Raw genomic sequence first — 18,338 nt, forward strand, 5'->3', positions numbered from 1 at the left:
AGGCGCATATCGTTTTGGGCTGACGCGCTTAGCTTGGCGTGCTGCCCGAGGCCTTTTCAGTCAAACGCAATGCTTCGGCGCGGATCATCACGCACAGCGCCTCGGCGGCCAAGGTCAGAGCGCGCCGCTTGAGGCGCACCATCATCAGACTCGTATCGAGCTTCAGCCCGGTGATTGGCAAGGCCCAGAGCGCGCCGCTCTGAAGTTCCTGCGAAATTGCCGATTGCGGCAGCACCGTATAGCCGAAACCGCGCACCATCAGTTCCTTGATGACCGACAGCGAATCGACCTCCGCGCGGATGGTCGGCTTCAGATCATGCTCTTGCAGCGCACGCTCCAGCCGTCGGCGCCAGCCGTATGAAGTCGTGGTAAGCACCAGAGGCAGGGATGCCAGCTCGGGTATCGAGAGATCGTCTGGCAGGGCGGTCCGGTTCGCTCCGACGAGATGCAAATGGTCGACCAGCAGCAACTCCGGCTCCACAGTCGAAAGGTTCGGTGGGTCGAACGCCATCCCCAGGTCGATCTCTTCCGTCAGCAGCCAGCTGTGGATGACGTCGACGGTCTCCTCGCGCATGGTCAGCCGAACCTGAGGATACTCGGCGCGAAATCGCTCGATGACCGACGGAGCCAGCGCGCGAGCAATCGACGGCGGCGCGGCGAAGACGATGTGGCCCGATGGAAATCGCGTGTGCGAGAAGGCGTCGGCCTTGAGGTCGTTGGCCCCTTGTAAGACCCGATGCGCGTGGGCGAGCACCGAGCGGCCGGCCTCCGTGAGGGTCACACCGCGGCTATGGCGATCCAGCAGGCCGACTCCGAGTTCGGCTTCGAGGGTGCTGATATGATAGCTCAGCGCCGACTGCGCGATGCGCATGTCGGCAGCGGCGCGGGTGAAACTGGCCAGTTCGGCGACCCGCACAAAATAGCGCAGCTGCTTCAGATCCAAGGTTGTCCTCCCAGCGATCAATAGATAGACGGTATCAAAAAACGAGATGGCAGGGCGCGAAACTCTATATTGGCGGCTTAAGAGCTGGGCTGTGTAGATTGCCGCTATCTAAAATCTGTGGAGGAGCCACAAATGATCCACAATAGCCCTTCGGCGCGCCCAGGGCCCCATACGTCCGCTAAGGAAGTGAGCGCGCGATGAGCAATGCCCAAGGATGGAAGCAGCAGGATTTCGTCGTAAGCCATTACAACGAAGCGGATTTCACGCCGACCAGCGAACGTGCGTACCTGTTGAAGCGCGATCTTGGAGTGCTGAAGGCGACCAACGGCTTGGCCATCGCGCATGTCGTGCGCGCCGCGGGACCATGCGAGGCGGACACCTTGCCCGGAGCGCATCGGCATCACGCAGATTTCCAGTTCTTCTACGTGCTCAATGGATGGCAGCGCATGACCATCGAGGGGCAGGGGGAAGTAACGGTGCGGCGCAATGACAGCTGGCTCCAGCCCCCGTCGATCGAGCACGCCGTGCTCGACTATTCCGATGATCTGGAAGTGCTGTGCATCAGCATGCCTGGGAAATTCGAAACGGTTGAAGCTTCACGGCACGAGGGCGCGGAGTAGCGCCCTCGTGGGTACTCGGAAGTCAAGTGGGGAGGAAGATCATGAAGAAATTGTTGTCAGGGCTTATCGCCGTGTCACTGATGGGCGTGTCGATACCCGCAGAGGCCGCGATGAGCGGCGATGTCATCAAGCTCGGCGTCTTAACCGACTTCAGCAGTGTATATGCCGACAATTCGGGACAAAGCAGTATGGAGGCGGTCAAGATGGCCGTCGAGGAATTCGGCGGCAACATCAACGGCGTCCCCATCGAGATCGTCAGTGCCGACTTCCAGAATAAAGCAGACGTGTCGATGACGATCGCACGCCGTTGGATCGACCAGGAGAAGGTCGACGTCATCATCGATGCGCCCAACTCGGCAATCGCTATCGCCATGGCCTCGCTGGCACGCGATACGGACCGGGTTTATCTCAGCGGGGCTGTCAGTTCCGATATCACGGGCAAAGGCTGCACGCCGAACAGCGTCCAGTTCGCACCCGACACATATTCGTTCGCGGCGGTCGCGGTGCGTCCACTCGTCGAGCGCGGTCTGAAGAACTGGTTTGCGCTGACGGTCGACTATGCGCTAGGCCACTCAATGGAGCGCGACGCCGCCGCCATAGCTACTGCCAACGGCGCGCAATTGAGCGGCGCGATCCGTTTTCCTTTCAACACCGCCGACTTCTCGTCCTTCCTGCTTCAGGCCGGGAGTTCGGGCGCGGATACGCTCGCGTTCGCCACCGGTGGGCTGGACCTCCAGAATGCCGTGCGGCAGGCGGTCGAGTTTGGCCTTAACGACCAGATGAAATTGGTTGGGCTGAGCGTCGAACTGCTCGATGCCTATAAGATCGGCACCAAGGTTCTTGGCGGACTCTACCTCACAGAAGCCTGGTATTGGGACCAGAACGGCGAGACCCGAGCTTTTGCCGAAACTTTCATGAAGGCGCGCGGGAAGATGCCCTCTCGTGTCCAGGTCGCCACGTATTCGATGACCAGACACTATCTGGAAGCCGTCAAGGCGCTGGGCTCGGACGAAAGCGGAGCTGCCGTCGTCGCCAAGATGAAAGAACTGCCGGTCAACGACGTCTATGCCAAGAACGGCAGCGTGCGCGAAGACGGTCGCCTGATCAAGGAGATGTATCTGGCGCAGGTGAAAACGCCGGAGGAGTCGAAGGGAGAGTGGGATCTCTACAAGATCGTCACCACCGTGCCCGGCGACGTGGCGTTCCGGCCCGCTTCTGAAAGCGAATGCCCGCTTCTCAAGTAAATCACGCTGTTCGGCGATCGACATCCGCCTGTCGAGGCGAAGCGTGGCGTTAGCAACAAAGAGGTCACACATTGAAACGGCTTGAGAACAAGGTTGCGCTGATCACCGGGGCCGGAGGTGGTATCGGCCGTCAAACGGCAGAGCTGTTTTCCCGGGAAGGGGCGGCGGTCGTCGTCGCGGAGATCAATGCCGAGGCCGGCCAAGAGACGGTTCGCCGCGTTGCGGCGCAGGGCGGCAGGGCAACCTTCGTGGAAACCAACGTGACCGATCCGGACAGCGTCCAGATGGCGATTGCGGCGGCGGTAGAGGAATTCGGCCGCCTCGACGTGCTCTACAACAATGTTGGAGGCACTAGTCGGAGGGACGGTCCAGTCACGGAGGTCGATCTCGACGTCTTCTGGAACGCCATAAACCATGATCTCTACGGTACGTTCCTGATCTGCCGTTTCGGAATACCGGAACTGATCAAAGCCGGTGGCGGCTCTGTCATCAACACCGCATCCCTCGTTGCGCTCATGGGCAAGCCGGCTCCGGCAACCGACTGCTATGTTGCCGCAAAGGGCGCGATCGTCTCGCTGACGCGATCGATGGCGGTACATTATGCGCCCCATCGCATCCGGGTGAACGCCCTGGCCCCAGGCATCACCCGCACCGAACGGCTGGTCAAGCGCATCGACGAGGGTGCGATCCCGACGGCCCTGGGCGACCGCCATCTGCTCGGCTTCCTCGAACCGCTGGATGTAGCCCATGCGGCATTGTTCTTTGCTTGTGACGAGTCGCGAATGATCACCGGCCATGTCCTGCCGGTCGACAGCGGCGTGACCATGTCATGAACGCTTCGCCTGATCTGTCTGGCCGGATACCATCCGCGCCGGCTACCGGCTCGGATGATGTCTTACTCGAGACGCGCTCGCTGACCAAGGACTTCAAGGGTTTCACCGTCGTCAGCGGCGTCGATCTCGCGGTCATGGCCGGCACTGTCCATGCCTTGATCGGGCCGAACGGCGCCGGCAAGACCACTATGTTCAACCTGCTCACCAAATTCATCGAGCCCAGCGGCGGTACTATTCTCTTCAACGGCGAGGACGTCACTCGCCAGAAGCCCTACGCGATCGCCCGCCGTGGTGTCGTCCGGTCATTTCAGATCTCGGCGACCTTTCCGCATTTGACGGTGCGCGAAAATGTTCGGATCGCCTTGCAGCGTCCGCTAGGCACACACTTCCAGTTCTGGCGGTCGAAAGCATCTCTCCGCACGTTGAACAGCCGGGCGGATGAGCTCCTGGAACTGGTCGGCCTAACCGGCTTTGCGGACCGTATAGCGGCGGAATTGTCTTATGGCCGCAAGCGCGTCCTGGAACTCGCCACCACATTGGCGCTAGACCCCAAACTGCTGCTACTCGACGAACCCATGGCCGGCCTTGGCCGCGAAGATGTTGAGCGTGTCTCGACGTTGGTGAAAGAAGCCTCTCGGGGTCGCACGACACTGCTGGTCGAACACAATCTGTCCGTCGTCGAACAGCTGTCGGATACCATCACCGTTCTGGCGCGAGGCAAAGTCATCGCGGAAGGAACCTATCGACACGTTGCCGCCCAGCCTGCGGTCATTGAAGCCTATCTCGGAGGTGAGGATGCGTGACGCGCTCCCGCCGGCACTCCACGTGCGCGATCTGGAAGCCTGGTACGGCGAGAGCCACGTCCTCCACGGCATGACCTTGCGGGTCGAACAGGGCGAGGTGGTCACGTTGGTGGGAAGAAACGGTGCCGGCAAGACCACGACACTGCGCGCCATCATGGGAATGCTCGAGAAGGTGAAAGGGGCGATCGACCATGAAGGGAAGGACCTGCTTGCCCTGCGCTCGAACCAGATCGCAAGGCGCGGTATCGGTTATTGTCCCGAGGAACGCGGAATCTTCGCTTCGCTATCGGTCGAAGAGAATCTGATGCTGCCGGTGAACGTCTCTGCCGATGGAATGGAAGTGGCCGAGCTTTACACCCTTTTTCCCAACCTCGCCGAACGGCGCCACGGTCAGGCCAACAAGCTGTCGGGGGGCGAGCAGCAAATGCTGGCGATCGCGCGCATCCTGCGCACCGGGGCGACGCTGTTGCTGCTCGACGAACCGACGGAAGGACTGGCGCCAGCGATCGTCCAACAGATTGCTCGAATGTTCCGGCTGCTGCGCGAGCGCGCCTACACGATCCTGCTCGTCGAACAGAACGTCCGTTTCGCCTCAAAGCTCGCGGATCGTCACTATGTCGTCGAGCACGGCAAAGTCATTGACATGCTGTCGAGCGACGATCTGGCCATCCGGCGCAGCCATATAGAAACCTATCTGGGCGTCTGAAAAATGGACTTCAACATTTCCGCATCGCTCGTGGCCGGCCAGGTACTGATCGGGCTGATAAACGGCTCGTTCTACGCCACACTGTCGCTGGGAGTGGCTGTCATCTTCGGCCTGCTGCGCATCGCCAATTTTGTGCACGGCGCGCAATACATGCTGGGTGCGTTCGGTGCATGGTTCCTTTTCAATCTGCCGGTCCTATTCCCGGGTCTGGGCCTGCCGTCGATCGGTTATGGCTGGGCGCTTCTCATCGTGCCGCTTCTCGTCGGGCTCTCCGGCATGGCCATCGAACGTTTGTTCATCCGGCGCACATATCGGCTCGACCATGCCTACGGGCTGTTGCTCACTGTCGGTCTCGCGCTGGTCATCGAGGGCGTCTTCCGCATCGTGTTCGGTTCGACGGGCGCATCTTATGAGACGCCGGAGATGCTGAGAGGCGGCATGCGCCTAGGCTTCATGTATCTGCCCACCTATCGGCTGTGGGTTATCGCGGCATCCATCATTGTCTGTTTCGGCACCTGGCTGCTGATCGAGCGCACCCGGCTTGGCGCGTATCTGCGGGCCGCGACCGAGAACCCCGCACTCGTCCAGGCGTTCGGAATCGATGTACCCCGCTTGCTGACATTGACCTACGGTTTCGGCGTGGCGCTGGCGGGTCTGGCCGGCGTGCTGGCAGTGCCAATCTATCAATTCAATCCGCAGATGGGGCAAAACGTCATCATCGTCATCTTCGCAATCGTCGTGATCGGCGGCATGGGTTCCATCCTCGGCGCGATCGTCGGCGGTTTCATGCTCGGCATCATCGAAGGTCTGACGAAGATCATTTATCCGGAGGCCTCCGCCACGACGATTTTCGTGATCATGGCGCTCGTGCTGCTGGTGCGACCGGCAGGTCTGTTCGGCAAGGATGCGGGGGTCGTTCATGCAGGCTCGGTTTCGATCGGCGCGCACAGCACCGATTCCAGCCGCTGGGGCCTGGGCCATTATCTGGTGCTGTTGGCACTGCTGGGCGTCGTTACCCCCTTCTTTATCTATCCGCTGTTTTTGATGAAGCTGCTTTGTTTTGCATTGCTTGCCTGTGCCTACAACCTGCTGTTCGGCTTCGCCGGCCTGCTGGGGTTCGGCCACGCCGCGTTCTTCGGTTCGGCTGCCTATGTCACGGCGCATGCCGCCAAGGTCTGGGGCCTAACACCGGAATTCGCGATTCTGGCTGGAACACTCGTCGCCACAGTGCTGGGCGGTCTCATCGGCCTTCTGGCGATCCGTCGCCAGGGATTGTACTTCGCCATGATCACCCTCGCGCTGGCACAGATCGTTTACTTCTACGCAGTCCAGGCACCTTGGACGCATGGTGAGGACGGCATCCAGGCCGTGCCGCGGGGCAAGCTCTTCGGCCTGTTCGACCTGGCGCACACGCCTGCGCTCTATGCCTTCGTCCTGGCGATCTTTCTGATTGGCTTTGCCGTAATCTACCGCACGATCAACTCGCCCTTCGGCGAGATTTTGAAGGCGATCCGTGAGAACGAAGCGCGGGTGATCTCATTGGGTTACAATACCAACCGATTCAAGCTGCTGGCGTTCGTCATCTCCGCCGCGATCTCCGGCCTGGCGGGCAGCACCAAGACGATCGTCTTCCAAATGGCAACCCTGGTCGACGTATCGTGGACGACCTCTGGCGATGCATTGCTAATGGTCCTGATCGGCGGCATCGGGACGCTGTTCGGGCCGATTCTGGGCGCCGCAGCGCTGATTGCAATCCAAGACTATCTGGCGTCCTTCGGATCCTGGGTGCTCGTCATCCAGGGAGCGATCTTTGTCGTGTGTATATTGTTTCTCCGCACAGGAGTTGCTGGCGCCCTGGCACGCCCGTGGCGCAGAATTCAAGCAGCGATCGGTCATGCCGCCGGCGGCCGCGCATCCGACACGGGGACGGTCGCGAATGCCGCGCCCGTTTCCAATACCGCCAGCGCGGCCGGTGAATAGGGGAGGCCATGGGTGCGCCGCAGGAAATAATCGAAACGCATGTTCACTTCATGGCACCAGGGCGCTTCCACTATCCCTGGTTGGCACGCCGGCCGGATGTCGACGGCCCCTTCACGGATGCCGACTATCGCATCCACATCGAAGGCGCGAACGTCACCAAGGTCGTGCTGGTCGAGGCTGCGGCGCGCGACGATCAATCGTTCGACGAAGCCGAATGGCTCGCTTCCTTCGCGGATGCCACGCCTAATGTTGCCGCGGTCGTCGCCCAGGCCAGGATCGAACGTGGTGCGGCGGTTGCCGATGAGCTCGATCGATTGGCTCAGATCGGCCTGATCCGGGGTATTCGCCGCGTCGTCCGGCCGCCCTTCCAGAGCGATCCCGACTTCTGCGTCCGTCCGGCCTTCATCGATGGCATCCGGCTGCTGGAACGCTACGGCTGGTCTTTCGATGTCGCCTGCGGCCCAGCCGACCTTGCCAATGTCATGACGCTGGCCGACCGGTGCCCTGCTGTCACGCTGGTAATCGATCATATGGCCAACCCACCCCTGGATGGCGAGGCACATACGTTCTGGGAGCAATCAATGCGGGCGGTGGCAGAGCGGGAAAACGTCGTCTGCAAGATTTCGGGCCTGCCAGTGCATCTTCCGGCAGACTGGGGTGCTGAAACTGTGGCGCCCATCGTCGAGAAGGTGGCCGAAGCGTTCGGCCCCCGCCGTATCCTGTTCGGCAGCGACACACCGGTGCAGATGACGGGCGGCGGTTTTCCGAGATGGTACCGCGCGATGGAGACGATCTTCGCAAGAAGCGGCGAAGATGAGCGGGAGCTGTTCTTTGGCGGCAATGCGGGCCGTGTCTACGGGCTTTGACAAAGCGGACTATCGATGCATCGCGTGGCTTTGCCGGTTTCGCCACGAGCAAGGAGTGACAAACGACATCCCGGCGCTGCGGCCATCTTCGCGATTTGCAAGCAGATTCGAGGGCTAGACCTGGCCGGATATTTTGAAACGCGCGGCAAGCACTGCACCCATTTCTTCCACCAACTGCGACACGGGACCTGTCGTTTCCCAGGCATAGATGGAGGCCACCATGGAAGTTTCCATGCCAAAGGGCGCATAGCGTCGGACATGCCGCCCCGACGTTGCCCCCACCGGCAAGAGAGACACGCCCAGCCCGACCTCCACGCCAACGATCACGTTGTGAAGGCTGCTGCCCGAGAAGGCGATGTACCATCGCCGACGCTCCCGTTCGATCCGCTCGAACATAGACTCTCGATAGAGTCCTCCGGGCGGAAACGTCACCAGCGGAATGGGATCAGGCCACGCTTCCGGCGCATCGGCACTCTCGAACCACGCCATGGCCTCAGGGAAAGACGCGCGATTGTCCGAACTCGCGGCTGGCTCTTTCACGACGACGATGTCGAACTCACCGGCACGATATCGTCTGGTCAGGATCCGGCTTAGGCCGGCCACGACATCCAGCCGGATGGAGCGGTGGCTCTTCGCGAACGCTGCGAAGATGGCAGCCATTTCACGGGTGATGATGTCCTCAGGCAGGCCGATGCGGATGGAAGTTGTGCCGGCGGGATCGGCAAGAACGGTTTCGGCCTCCTGCTGAAGTGTCAGGATCCTACGGGCGTAACCCAGGAGGCGCTCACCGGCGGCGGTCGGCTGGACAGGGCGGGCGACCCGGTCGATGAGGGGATGACCGACGGTGTCCTCAAGACGCGCAAGCTGCTGGCTGATCGTGGACTGGGTCATGTTCAAGCGTTCCGCTGCCGCAGTGAAGCTTCCGGCATCGGCGATCGCGACAAAGGCGCGGAGCAGGCGAGGATCGAGCATCTTAATTTCCCAACAGATGTGCCGGCTACCTCGGTCTTCGGGAGCAAAATGGGCAATTTGCCATCTGTATTCAGATTTGAAATAGGATACATCTACATATTTAATTTTCAAATGTGGGGCGCAAGACCTATTTGCGATCTGCCCGGGCCGCGCTCCGATGGCTGGCTAATTCATCTTCAAACCGCTGCGGGCGGTTCTGCCGGACCTGAACCATTGCTCGACCTGAAAGGCGCAAGACAAGAAAGGAACATGAGATGAGCAAGCACCTGGTCATTGCTGCCTGCGCGGCGGCAAGCTTTTCGACCGCAGCTTCTGCCGAAGTCCTCCGGGAGCGCAACATTCCGCTCGATCTGGCCGTCGAAATCGCTCAGGGCGCCGTGCAGGAATGTGCCAAGGACAATTACAACGTTTCGGCTGCAGTCGTCGATCGCGCAGGCGTCCTACGTGCCCTCATGCGGGGTGATAACGCCGGCATTCACACGCCCGACGCAGCCCGGCGGAAGGCTTACACGTCAGCGTCGTCGCGCACGGCGACCAGCGCGATGGCGAAGAACGTGCAGGACAATCCGGGTGCTGCCCAGCTCGTTGCGATCGACGGCTTTCTCGTTCTCGGCGGCGGCGTGCCGATCAAGGTCGGTGACGAAACGATTGGCGCCATCGGAGTCGGCGGGGCGCCCGGCGGGCATCTCGATGAGGCTTGCGCGGTGGCCGCAATCAAGCAGGTCGAAGACCAGCTGAAATAATCAGCCTGTTCGCGCGCATGCTCAAATCGTTGTTGGAGTGGAAACATTGCCCAGATCTCTCGCTATTCTGGCCTGCGCCTTCATGGCGATGGCGTCCGTTTCATTGACATCGGGAAAAGCCATGAGTGAGACACCACTGCATGCCGCGGCCGCGAAGGACGACGTCGAAGCGATCAAGAAACTTCTGTCCGACAAGGTGAAGATCGACGCGCGCGACCGCTCTGGTGCAACCGCCTTGCTCGTTGCGACGCACGAAAACAGAATCAGCGCCGCCGCGGCGCTGATCGAGGCCGGCTCCGACGTCAACGCCAAAGACAAGATCAACGACAGCCCCTATCTTTACGCCGGCGCGCGGGGCCATCTCGAAATCCTCATGATGACGCTCACCCACGGTGCTGATCTGAAGAGCACCAACCGTTATGGTGGGACAGCCCTGATCCCGGCAGCGGAGCGCGGTCATGTCGAGACGGTGCGGACGCTGATCGAAGCCGGTGTCGAGGTCGATCACGTCAACAATCTTGGTTGGACAGCGTTGCTCGAGGCGATCATCCTTGGCGACGGTGGGGATCGACACCAGCGGATCGTGGAGCTTTTGGTAAAGGCCGAGGCCGACGTCAATCTGGCGGATCGCGAGGGTGTGACACCGCTCCAGCATGCGCGAAGCCGCGGCTATACCGAGATCGAAAAGATCCTCCTTGCGGCGGGCGCCCGGTAAATAGAGAGGAAAGAACATGAGCAATGAACGACGCTTTCTGTGCGAGGCGATAGAGCTGGCGCATGCCAATGTCGAACACGGTGGACGGCCATTTGGCGCGGTCGTCGTCAAGAACGGCGAGATCATAGCGACGGGCGTGAACGAGATCCTCAGCACCAACGATCCGACGGCCCACGCGGAGCTTATGGCGATCCGTGCTGCCAGCCAGAAGCTGGGCTCGGCCGATCTCCAAGGTTGTGCCGTTTTTGCGAGCGGCCATCCCTGTCCGATGTGCATGGCGGCGATGCGGCTCGCCGGTGTCAGCGAGGTCGCCTACGCCTATTCCAACGATGACGGCGCTCCGTTCGGTTTTTCGACGGCTGCAATTTCTGCCGAGCTTGCAAAACCCTTTGCCGAACAAACGATGAAGATCCGTCATCTCCCGGTTCGGCTCGAATCGCATCCTGATCTCTATGCGGATTGGAAACGCAAGCAAGAGGCCCAGATCTAGGGTGCGGAACAGCCAGTCTTCTGTCGCACCCCTGCTGCTCCTTGCCGTCGTAGCTCTGGTCGGGCTCAATCTGCGGCCGTTCATTACAAGCGTGGGGCCGCTGGCCGATAGCGTGCGGGTAGAAACGGGCCTGAGCCTTCAGGGAATGGCGCTTCTGACACTGGTACCGATGCTCTTGATGGGGCTGGTTGCCTTTATCGGTCCGTCACTGCAGGGCACGCTGGGTGCGCGACGATTGGTGGTCGCGGCGCTTGCGATATTGGGCGTCGGGTCGTTGTTGCGCCTGTTCGCCTCGACTGGGTGGGCGATGATTGCAACGGCCGCGATCATCGGCCTCGGTGTCGCTATCGTCCAGTCCGTTTTCCCGGGAATCATAAAACATCAGTTTCCCGAACGCGTCGGCGCGGTGACGGGGCTTTACTCCTCGATGCTAATGGGCGGTGGCGCGCTTGGTGCGCAGGCGTCTCCGATCATCGCAAGAGTGACGGGAAGCTGGCATATCGGACTTGCCTGGCTCGCGGTGCCCGCGCTGGGCGCGGCGGCGCTGGCTGTTTTCCTGTTGCCGCCCGACGAGACCTCAAAATCGAACAGGAGCCTGGCTGCGGCCTTGCTGAAGCGGCCGCGCGCATGGCTGCTCATGGCCAGCTTCGGTCTCGTCAACGGCGGCTATTCATCTGCTGTGGCATGGCTTGCTCCCTCCTATCAGGGACAGAGCTGGAGCGGAGCAGCGAGCGGCAGCCTGCTTGCCATCATGGCCGCCTGTCAGGCGCTGTCCGCCCTCTTGATGCCCATGCTGGCCGGCAAAGGCGGGGATCGCCGGCCATGGCTATGGTTGACCTTGGCGATGCAGGCAGCGGGCTTTGCCGGATTGGCTTTGTGGCCGGGCGTCTCGCCCATGGCTTGGGCAGTGCTGGTTGGGGCGGGATTGGGCGGTTGCTTTGCGCTTTCTATGGTGGTGGCGCTCGATCATTCGGCCGATCCGGGGCAAGCCGGCGCTTTGTCTGCCCTGATGCAGGGCGGTGGTTTTCTGATCGCAGCGATACCACCATGGATTGTCGCGGTCCTGCGCGACCTGACGGGCGGCTATACTGCCGGTTGGCTGTGGCACCTGACGAGTGTTGCAATTGTCGTCGTTCTGACGATGCGTCTGGCGCCGCACGGCTATGCACGCGCGATGTCGCCGGGGAACGCGAGCGCGGTGTGCGGCCGATAGGGAACGCCCCCATTGCACTGCGGGCCCGCGCAAACGCGAGTCGCTGGAGGTCGCGGCGGCGCATCAGCCGCTGAGACGCCGCCGATCGCGCGGGATCTTTCTGAGCGGTTCGATTGCCATGGATAGCGATGAGCAGGAGGACTAGGTGCTTCTTTCAGCCATTCGGCCAGCCGTGTTTCTGGCTGCGGCTGCCACATGCTCGATCAGAGCCAGAAGGTCCGTTGCCGGATCGCCTGGGGAGCCTTCGCGCAAGAGGAGAATCGCTTTTTCGGCAGACAAGCCGCCCCGCGTTCGAGGTCGCAAGAGCCAGCGTTCGCCTATCGCGAGCTGAATTTGCTCGGCTTGCAATTCGGCTTTTTTGATCAGATTCCGCAGAGCTTCCGTTTCCTCGGCAGGAAACTCCGCCGGCGGGGTTTTCAACCGCCGCCGTAAGGTGCGCAGAGGTAACACGGTTTCCTCACGCCAGCATTTCATCTCCTCCTTAAGCTGGCTCACTTCTTTAGCGGACAAGCGGCGTTTCAGCTTCGTGTCGGCGTAGAGGATGATGATCAGGTTGACCACATCTATTCCCGATTCGTCCTGGAGGCGGAGGCACGCATCCGAAATCCCCGGCCCGCCGTAGTAGTCGAGTGCAAACCGCCAGATTTCGCCATTCAGATCGAGGGGAGGAGAGGGGAGGTCCGGCATCGGTTCATTACCTCAAACGCTCGAGGGTATCAGCCTTGTTGTGTGACTCGATATAGCCGCTCGTGAAGCTATATGCGGTCAAGGCTGGACCAGATCGGCAATTTCTCCGAGCGAGACTGGCCGGAGCGGCGAGCGGATTGTCAAGTAGCCAGCCTCCTCCATTGGGAGGCCGCACGTTGCGGCTGAAAGGCTGGTTAGCGTCATGCCGCAGATTCGACCTTGGCACGGCCCCATGCCGCTGCGCAGGAACGCCTTAACTTGGTTGGGACCGGCGCTGCCCGCCTTAAGTGAGGCCCGGATCTCGCCACACGTGACTTCTTCGCAGCGGCAGGCGATGACTCCATCCGGCGGAGAGAATAGGGCACGGTGTGGATGGTAGAGCCTGTCGAGCAGGGGACGAGGGGCAAGATGGGCACGCCGCTGGCGGCGGGTCGTGCTGCGCAGGTATTCATCAACTGGGCGCCCAAGTTTCTCAAGAATGGACATGGCTGCGAGGCGCCCTTCAAGCAGCGCCACCGTGGCACCGCCGATACCCCCTGCGTCGCCCGCGACATACACCCCGGCGATCGAGCTTTGCAGATACATGTCACGCAGCGGATGGAATGCCGCGCCCGCCTCTGACCAACGCATCCGGCAGCCCAAGGAACGCGTCATATGCGATTCCGGGATTACACCCTCATGAAGGCCGACATGGCTGGCGGGCAGGCAATGCTGGGCGCCGCGGCTTCGAAAGCGAATTTCCAATGTATCCGCGGCTGTCTCGATGCGGAGATCCTGCGGACATTCATGGAATTTGATCCCGGCGCGTCGGAGCTTCCACAAAAGCTTCAGTCCCTTGACCAGATAGGACGGGCCGTGCCCGCAGAGCGCACGCGGCAGATACGGTAAGGCCCGGATCAGCGCACCAGTTTCGGCGGTATCGACGAGCGTCAGGTCCCGCTTGCCCGCGTCAAGACATTGAGCGGCATAGAGGTAAAAGAGCGGCCCCGTCCCGATCAGAACAAGAGGTCCCTGAGGCAAAAGCCCCTCCCGCTTGAGCAGGATCTGCAGGCCGCCGATTGTGGTTACGCCGGGGAGCGTCCAGCCGGGTAGCGGAACTGGGCGCTCCATCGCCCCGGTGGCAATCAGGAGGTGATGGGCGCGTTCCTGATGGATGCCTCCTTTGTCCTTCAACCAGACCGTGCCATCAGCTTCAACTCGCCAGGCCTGGGTCTCGAATGCAAGATGTGCCGCACTTGCGCGCAGGCGGGCGGCTTCGACCTTTCCCATCAAATAATCGGGCCCGAGAACTCGTGCGCGGCTTTCCGGAACGGTCTCGATCCCGCGCCAGCTTTGACCGCCTGGGCCGGAGGCTTCATCAACCAGAAGAACCCGCGCGCCACTCTCGGCCAAGAGGCTCGCTCCGCCGATTCCAGCCGGCCCGGCGCCGACGACGATTGCATCCCATGCATTCATCTCCGGCCTCCTGCGGCGTCGCGGCGCGCGCCGACCTGGCGCTCGACCACCATCCCCGCTCGCGCCGTTGTCATGCAAGCTCGCTGGTTGTCATGCCCGTCGACGCGCAGCAGACATTCGTAGCAGACCCCCATCAGGCACCAAGGCCCTCGCTGGCTGCCCGAGACCGGTGTCTCGCGAAAATACGTGACCCCCGCCGCCATCAGTGCGCCGGCAAGGGACTCGCCGGGCTGAAAGGAGACGGGGCGGCCTTGGAAGTGGAATTCGGCAGGTGTGGGTCCGGACACGGGCCGGTCGTCAAGGCGTCTGAAGGGCAAAACGTACACTCCGCATCGAATTGGGAGCGGGGCCAAGATGCCCTTCAGCCAGCGCCGGGCCCACTTCGAGCCCATGGAGGCTGGCGAGGGTGACCCCGCTGTGACAGGTGACGACAAACGCGCCGGATGTTCCTGGCGCCTCATCATAGATCGGCAATCCGTCCGGGCTCATGATTCGAAGCGCACCCCAGGCCCGCAACAGACGCGCCGAACGGAGCGCCGGAAAGAGCCGTGTCCCGATCCGGCAGAGCTGGGCAATGGTATCCATATCGGTGCCGGTGGAAAAACCCGCATCCTCGTGCGAACTACCCAGCAGCACCGTGCCCTCCCGGGTCTGCCGGATCATGTTGGTGGGATGGCGAAGGAACGGAGCGATGCGGTCGGTGGCCACGATCTGTCCACGTTCGGGATGCAGGCCCAGCTCGAAGCCCAGCTGGCCGCCAAGATGGTTAGCCCCGAGCCCGGCAGCGATGACAAGGTGATGGCCAGTGAATTCGATACCCTTGCCATCACTCACGATGAAACCCAGGCGTCGGTCGTGGCGGATTCGTTCAGCCATGAAATTCACTACGAGCTCGCCACCATGGGTGCGAAACGCAGTTTGCAGTGCGCGAAGAGTTAGCAGTGGGCTGACCTCGCCATCCAGGTCGGAAAGCGAGGCGCCGCACACTTCGGGACCGATGCCGGGAGCGATTTCGCGCAGGGCCTCACGGTCGAGCAGTTCGATACGAATCTCGGCACCTTCCGCCTTTGAGCGGGAGATGAGGGTGCGGCGAGCCTCCATTTCATTCTCGGAGAGGCAGAAATGCAGCCCGCCACCACCGCGCCAACCGATGTCGATACCGGTCTCCTCCCGCAGGATCGTGGAGAATCTGGGCCAAAGCTGCCCCGCCCGGATCGACCACTGCATGTAATCGGGGTGGCCGAGCCCCTTTCCCTGCAGCCAGACAAGGCCGAAATTCCCGCGAGAGGCGCGGTGGGCAATATCGCCCTCGTCCAACAGGGTGACCCGCGCGCCCCGACGCGCAGCCCCCCAGGCAAGAGCCGAGCCAATCAGCCCACCGCCGATGACAATCAGGTCACTGCTGGCACTCATGAAGGATAATCCGGCGGCGCGAGCGAGAGATGCATCCAGCGCAGCAGCGTGACGACATCGTGGACAGGCACGCCGAAGCGGCGCGCGACAGCGGCGGAATAGGGCGGCAGGTTCGCACATTCGAAGATCAGCGCGCCGACCTCTGGATGCCGGGCGAGAAGATCCGCCACCACTCCGATCACTTCGGCCTCCTGTGCGGCGGCATCCACCTCGGTTGCCTGTTCGCGCATGTTGCGCCGCAAGGGTCCATCGAAAGCCAGGGCCCCCATGGGCAGGCCGGAGGCGGCGCCAATGCCGCGGAAATGTCGCTCGGTCAACGCGTTCGGGTCGGAGACGATCAGCCCCGGCTTCTTTCCGGCCGGCAGAATGCGCTCGACCATCGGGATCTGGAGCAGGGCCGACGAGAGGAAAGGCACTGGTGAATGGCGAGTAAGCTCATCCTGCACGACGGCGAGAAAGCCGCAACTCGTTGTGATTGCCGTGCAGCCGAGGGCGACAAGATCGTCGATCGCGGCGCGGAAAGCGTCCAACGAATGGCGGGGGTCCCCCTCGATCACTTCTGCCGGGCGCACGCCATGCACCACACGGAACTGCACCGGGAACGGCCAGGTCCCTGCATGGGCGATATCCCCGGGGAGGCGGCGAAAGCCAGTATCGAGCACGATTATGCCGATCATGGTGCCATGCACGGCACGGCGCGGCGGGACGGACAGGATCATTTTGGTTCTCCGGCGAAGCTATCCTTCAATCCTGTCCAGCGCCGAACGGCACCGGTATCTATGTCGAAGAGATCAAGTGCGCGCGCCGTGGAGTGAATGACCACTTCGTCAAGGCTCTGCGGCTTCGCATAGAAAGCAGGAACCGGCGGCATGATGATTGCCCCCATTCGGGTGAGCGCAGCCATCGTCTCGATATGTCCGAGATGCAGCGGCGTTTCGCGCAGCATCAGGACGAGGCGTCGACGCTCTTTAAGCACCACATCGGCCGCTCGGCTCATGAGGGTCGAAGTGACGCCGGTGGCAATCTCGGACATGGTCTTCACCGAACAGGGTGCAATCAGCATCCCGATCGTGCGGAAAGAGCCGCTGGCGATTGTGGCTCCAATATCGGTGGGCGGGTAGACTACATCGGCATGCCCTTCGATATCGGCCTTATGGAGACCGAGCTCTTGCTTCAACGTGAGAAGTGCCGACCGGCTGACGACGAGGTGGGTCTCCACCCCCGCCGTCCTAGCAAGGTCGAGCGCACGAAGCCCATAGGCCGCCCCCGATGCACCGGATATGCCGATCACCAGCCTCCGCCGGTCCATGTCAGGCGCCCTGGAACCAGTCGGCGAGGCGGATGTCATCCACCATGCGCAGCCGCTTGCGCTCGAATTCCTTCTCACGTCCCCAAGGCTTGGTGGCGTCGACCAGCAGGCGGCCCCAATGATCCTTGGCTTCGTCGCGATAGAAGGACGGCGTTTCCGGGATGATCATCATGTCCTGGTCGGGGCGACAACGGGTGAGAATTGCCCATTGAACATCGTCCATGTCGTAGATGTTGACATCGGTATCCACGACAGTGATCTGCTTGGCCCAGATCGGCTCGGCGCCGATGGTGGAGAGCATGACCTGGCGCGCATGGCCCGCAAACTGCGGCTCGATCTGCACGATCGCATGATTAACGAAGGGCTGGCAGGTGACGTTGACGATCCCTGGCAACGCCGCGCTCAGGCGCTGATAGATATTAGCCGAGACAGAAAGTTCCAGCGTCAACACCTCTTCGGGCGAGCCGCAGAGGATCGAGTGGAACATCGCGTCCTTGCGCACGGTGACGCCCAGCACCTCGAAGACAGCATTGGGCCCGACGGGGACATAATAGCCCATGAACTCGCCGAAAGGACCTTCGGGGCGGCGTTCATTGGGCAGGAAGCGCCCCTCGATCACCACTTCGGTTTCGGCGGGAACCTCAAGGTCGATATGGTTGCATTTGCGCATCGAGATTGAGCGCCCCCGCAGGCGGGCTGCGACTTCCAGTTCATCAACATCATAAGGCAGCGGTGCAGCGGCAGTCAGAAATGCATGAGCGGGCGCCCCGATCAGCATGGCTGCTTCCAGCGGCTTGCCCATTTTCTCCGCCTTCTCGTGATAGATCGTCAGATGGTGTCGCGGAGCGAGGCGGCAGCGCAATTCGCCATCATTGATATACATCGATCGGTGGTAGGAGAGATTCCCCACCCCGGTTTCGGGATCCTTGGCGATGAACATTGCCGAGGTGAAATAAGGCGCTCCGTCGCGGTCGGAATAAGTGATCAACGGCAGGTCCGAGAGCTTCACCTCCTCGTATTCCGGGAGATCCGTGGCAGGAACGAGCGGCTCCTTCATCTCGGCCGAGCCAAGTGAGGAGAGCCTGCTCCATTGTCGGCAGAAGTCACTTGCGTCGATTCCGATCACCTCGCCCAGTCGCTCGCGCGTGCTGTAGACATTGGTGACGACCGGAAAACGGGTCCCCTTCACATTGGTAAACAAAACCGGCTTGGCCCATTTCTTCTGGGCCAGATGCGTGACGGCCGCGAGTTCATGCGCGGGATCGATCTCACGTTCAATGACCAACAGGTCTCCGCGCTCCTGCAGTTTACGGACGAATTCTCTCATACTGGGCTCCTTGCAGCGG

The 18,338-nt window shown here is 61.7% G+C and carries 19 protein-coding genes and 2 pseudogenes; 12 read left to right on the forward strand and 9 right to left on the reverse strand.

The annotated features are described in order from the left end of the window. Positions 1-28: 28 nt before the first annotated feature. A complete protein-coding gene (locus tag ACCO56_RS16410; protein ID WP_433641857.1) occupies positions 29-943 on the reverse strand; it encodes a LysR family transcriptional regulator in 915 nt (304 codons plus the stop codon). Between the two features lie 197 nt (positions 944-1,140). Here ACCO56_RS16410 and ACCO56_RS16415 point away from each other — a divergent pair, with 197 nt between their 5' ends. The 8 genes and pseudogenes from ACCO56_RS16415 to ACCO56_RS16450 all read left to right on the forward strand — a co-directional run bounded on the left by ACCO56_RS16415 (position 1,141) and on the right by ACCO56_RS16450 (position 7,995). Then, positions 1,141-1,563: a cupin domain-containing protein gene (locus ACCO56_RS16415; protein WP_433641858.1), complete on the forward strand. Its 423-nt coding sequence runs from the start codon at positions 1,141-1,143 to the stop codon at positions 1,561-1,563. A gap of 41 nt (positions 1,564-1,604) precedes the next feature. Beyond that, the gene (locus ACCO56_RS16420) at positions 1,605-2,807 is read left to right on the forward strand and encodes an ABC transporter substrate-binding protein (RefSeq protein ID WP_433641859.1); all 1,203 of its coding nucleotides are present in this window, start codon (positions 1,605-1,607) and stop codon (positions 2,805-2,807) included. 71 nt (positions 2,808-2,878) lie between these two features. Further along, entirely contained in the window at positions 2,879-3,640 is a 762-nt protein-coding gene (locus tag ACCO56_RS16425) for an SDR family NAD(P)-dependent oxidoreductase (protein WP_433641860.1), read from the forward strand. Further along, entirely contained in the window at positions 3,637-4,443 is an 807-nt protein-coding gene (locus ACCO56_RS16430; RefSeq protein ID WP_433641861.1) for an ABC transporter ATP-binding protein, read from the forward strand. Before ACCO56_RS16425 ends, ACCO56_RS16430 begins: the two co-directional genes overlap by 4 nt. Next, positions 4,436-5,149: an ABC transporter ATP-binding protein gene (locus ACCO56_RS16435; protein WP_433641862.1), complete on the forward strand. Its 714-nt coding sequence runs from the start codon at positions 4,436-4,438 to the stop codon at positions 5,147-5,149. Before ACCO56_RS16430 ends, ACCO56_RS16435 begins: the two co-directional genes overlap by 8 nt. Positions 5,150-5,152: 3 nt before the next feature. Further along, a pseudogene (locus tag ACCO56_RS16440) lies at positions 5,153-6,058 on the forward strand (branched-chain amino acid ABC transporter permease); the annotation flags it as partial. A gap of 144 nt (positions 6,059-6,202) precedes the next feature. Then, positions 6,203-7,129 (forward strand): annotated as a pseudogene (locus ACCO56_RS16445) (branched-chain amino acid ABC transporter permease); the annotation flags it as partial. Between the two features lie 8 nt (positions 7,130-7,137). After that, entirely contained in the window at positions 7,138-7,995 is an 858-nt protein-coding gene (locus tag ACCO56_RS16450; RefSeq protein WP_433641863.1) for an amidohydrolase family protein, read from the forward strand. A gap of 114 nt (positions 7,996-8,109) precedes the next feature. Here the strand turns inward: ACCO56_RS16450 and ACCO56_RS16455 are convergent, their stop codons facing one another. Next, the gene (locus tag ACCO56_RS16455) at positions 8,110-8,967 is read right to left on the reverse strand and encodes a LysR family transcriptional regulator (RefSeq protein ID WP_433641864.1); all 858 of its coding nucleotides are present in this window, start codon (positions 8,965-8,967) and stop codon (positions 8,110-8,112) included. Between the two features lie 254 nt (positions 8,968-9,221). Here ACCO56_RS16455 and ACCO56_RS16460 point away from each other — a divergent pair, with 254 nt between their 5' ends. From ACCO56_RS16460 to ACCO56_RS16475, 4 genes are all read left to right on the forward strand, one after another. Further along, a complete protein-coding gene (locus ACCO56_RS16460; protein ID WP_433641865.1) occupies positions 9,222-9,710 on the forward strand; it encodes a GlcG/HbpS family heme-binding protein in 489 nt (162 codons plus the stop codon). Positions 9,711-9,792: 82 nt separating this feature from the next. Then, positions 9,793-10,425 carry an ankyrin repeat domain-containing protein gene (locus tag ACCO56_RS16465; protein ID WP_433642021.1) on the forward strand — a complete coding sequence of 211 codons (633 nt, stop codon included), beginning with the start codon at positions 9,793-9,795 and terminating at the stop codon, positions 10,423-10,425. A 16-nt stretch (positions 10,426-10,441) separates the two neighbouring features. Further along, the gene (locus tag ACCO56_RS16470) at positions 10,442-10,915 is read left to right on the forward strand and encodes a nucleoside deaminase (RefSeq protein WP_433641866.1); all 474 of its coding nucleotides are present in this window, start codon (positions 10,442-10,444) and stop codon (positions 10,913-10,915) included. Between the two features lies 1 nt (position 10,916). Next, positions 10,917-12,128, forward strand: a complete 1,212-nt coding sequence (locus tag ACCO56_RS16475) for a cyanate transporter (RefSeq protein ID WP_433641867.1) — start codon at positions 10,917-10,919, stop codon at positions 12,126-12,128. 141 nt (positions 12,129-12,269) lie between these two features. Here ACCO56_RS16475 and ACCO56_RS16480 read toward each other — a convergent pair whose 3' ends face one another. The 7 genes from ACCO56_RS16480 to ACCO56_RS16510 all read right to left on the reverse strand — a co-directional run bounded on the left by ACCO56_RS16480 (position 12,270) and on the right by ACCO56_RS16510 (position 18,319). Then, positions 12,270-12,815 (reverse strand): TIGR02444 family protein, encoded by a 546-nt coding sequence (locus ACCO56_RS16480; RefSeq protein ID WP_433641868.1) that lies wholly within the window; start codon positions 12,813-12,815, stop codon positions 12,270-12,272. Positions 12,816-12,893: 78 nt separating this feature from the next. After that, complete coding sequence (locus tag ACCO56_RS16485; protein WP_433641869.1) at positions 12,894-14,270, reverse strand: NAD(P)/FAD-dependent oxidoreductase; 1,377 nt, start codon at positions 14,268-14,270, stop codon at positions 12,894-12,896. Next, a complete protein-coding gene (locus tag ACCO56_RS16490) occupies positions 14,267-14,587 on the reverse strand; it encodes a (2Fe-2S)-binding protein (RefSeq protein WP_433641870.1) in 321 nt (106 codons plus the stop codon). Before ACCO56_RS16490 ends, ACCO56_RS16485 begins: the two co-directional genes overlap by 4 nt. Further along, positions 14,568-15,683 (reverse strand): NAD(P)/FAD-dependent oxidoreductase, encoded by a 1,116-nt coding sequence (locus tag ACCO56_RS16495; protein WP_433641871.1) that lies wholly within the window; start codon positions 15,681-15,683, stop codon positions 14,568-14,570. The genes ACCO56_RS16490 and ACCO56_RS16495 overlap by 20 nt, the downstream gene beginning before the upstream one ends. Further along, the gene (locus ACCO56_RS16500) at positions 15,680-16,402 is read right to left on the reverse strand and encodes an aspartate/glutamate racemase family protein (protein WP_433641872.1); all 723 of its coding nucleotides are present in this window, start codon (positions 16,400-16,402) and stop codon (positions 15,680-15,682) included. Before ACCO56_RS16500 ends, ACCO56_RS16495 begins: the two co-directional genes overlap by 4 nt. Continuing rightward, positions 16,399-16,992, reverse strand: coding sequence for a UbiX family flavin prenyltransferase (locus tag ACCO56_RS16505; RefSeq protein WP_433641873.1), 594 nt, complete (start codon positions 16,990-16,992; stop codon positions 16,399-16,401). Before ACCO56_RS16505 ends, ACCO56_RS16500 begins: the two co-directional genes overlap by 4 nt. Position 16,993: 1 nt before the next feature. Further along, entirely contained in the window at positions 16,994-18,319 is a 1,326-nt protein-coding gene (locus ACCO56_RS16510; protein WP_433641874.1) for a UbiD family decarboxylase, read from the reverse strand. Positions 18,320-18,338 lie beyond the last annotated feature (19 nt).

The sequence above is a fragment of the Mesorhizobium sp. 1B3 genome (genome assembly GCF_050958605.1).
Lineage (GTDB): Bacteria > Pseudomonadota > Alphaproteobacteria > Rhizobiales > Rhizobiaceae.

What these genes read in the sequence shown, in the direction of transcription:
- ACCO56_RS16480 (WP_433641868.1), bottom strand. Translation starts at nt 12,815, where the DNA reads ATGCCGGACCTCCCCTCTCCTCCCCTCGATCTGAATGGCGAAATCTGG.
- ACCO56_RS16455 (WP_433641864.1), bottom strand. Translation starts at nt 8,967, where the DNA reads ATGCTCGATCCTCGCCTGCTCCGCGCCTTTGTCGCGATCGCCGATGCC.
- ACCO56_RS16435 (WP_433641862.1), top strand. Translation starts at nt 4,436, where the DNA reads ATGCGTGACGCGCTCCCGCCGGCACTCCACGTGCGCGATCTGGAAGCC.
- ACCO56_RS16470 (WP_433641866.1), top strand. Translation starts at nt 10,442, where the DNA reads ATGAGCAATGAACGACGCTTTCTGTGCGAGGCGATAGAGCTGGCGCAT.
- ACCO56_RS16420 (WP_433641859.1), top strand. Translation starts at nt 1,605, where the DNA reads ATGAAGAAATTGTTGTCAGGGCTTATCGCCGTGTCACTGATGGGCGTG.
- ACCO56_RS16460 (WP_433641865.1), top strand. Translation starts at nt 9,222, where the DNA reads ATGAGCAAGCACCTGGTCATTGCTGCCTGCGCGGCGGCAAGCTTTTCG.
- ACCO56_RS16415 (WP_433641858.1), top strand. Translation starts at nt 1,141, where the DNA reads ATGAGCAATGCCCAAGGATGGAAGCAGCAGGATTTCGTCGTAAGCCAT.
- ACCO56_RS16465 (WP_433642021.1), top strand. Translation starts at nt 9,793, where the DNA reads ATGGCGATGGCGTCCGTTTCATTGACATCGGGAAAAGCCATGAGTGAG.
- ACCO56_RS16500 (WP_433641872.1), bottom strand. Translation starts at nt 16,402, where the DNA reads ATGATCCTGTCCGTCCCGCCGCGCCGTGCCGTGCATGGCACCATGATC.
- ACCO56_RS16485 (WP_433641869.1), bottom strand. Translation starts at nt 14,270, where the DNA reads ATGAATGCATGGGATGCAATCGTCGTCGGCGCCGGGCCGGCTGGAATC.
- ACCO56_RS16495 (WP_433641871.1), bottom strand. Translation starts at nt 15,683, where the DNA reads ATGAGTGCCAGCAGTGACCTGATTGTCATCGGCGGTGGGCTGATTGGC.
- ACCO56_RS16430 (WP_433641861.1), top strand. Translation starts at nt 3,637, where the DNA reads ATGAACGCTTCGCCTGATCTGTCTGGCCGGATACCATCCGCGCCGGCT.
- ACCO56_RS16450 (WP_433641863.1), top strand. Translation starts at nt 7,138, where the DNA reads ATGGGTGCGCCGCAGGAAATAATCGAAACGCATGTTCACTTCATGGCA.
- ACCO56_RS16505 (WP_433641873.1), bottom strand. Translation starts at nt 16,992, where the DNA reads ATGGACCGGCGGAGGCTGGTGATCGGCATATCCGGTGCATCGGGGGCG.
- ACCO56_RS16510 (WP_433641874.1), bottom strand. Translation starts at nt 18,319, where the DNA reads ATGAGAGAATTCGTCCGTAAACTGCAGGAGCGCGGAGACCTGTTGGTC.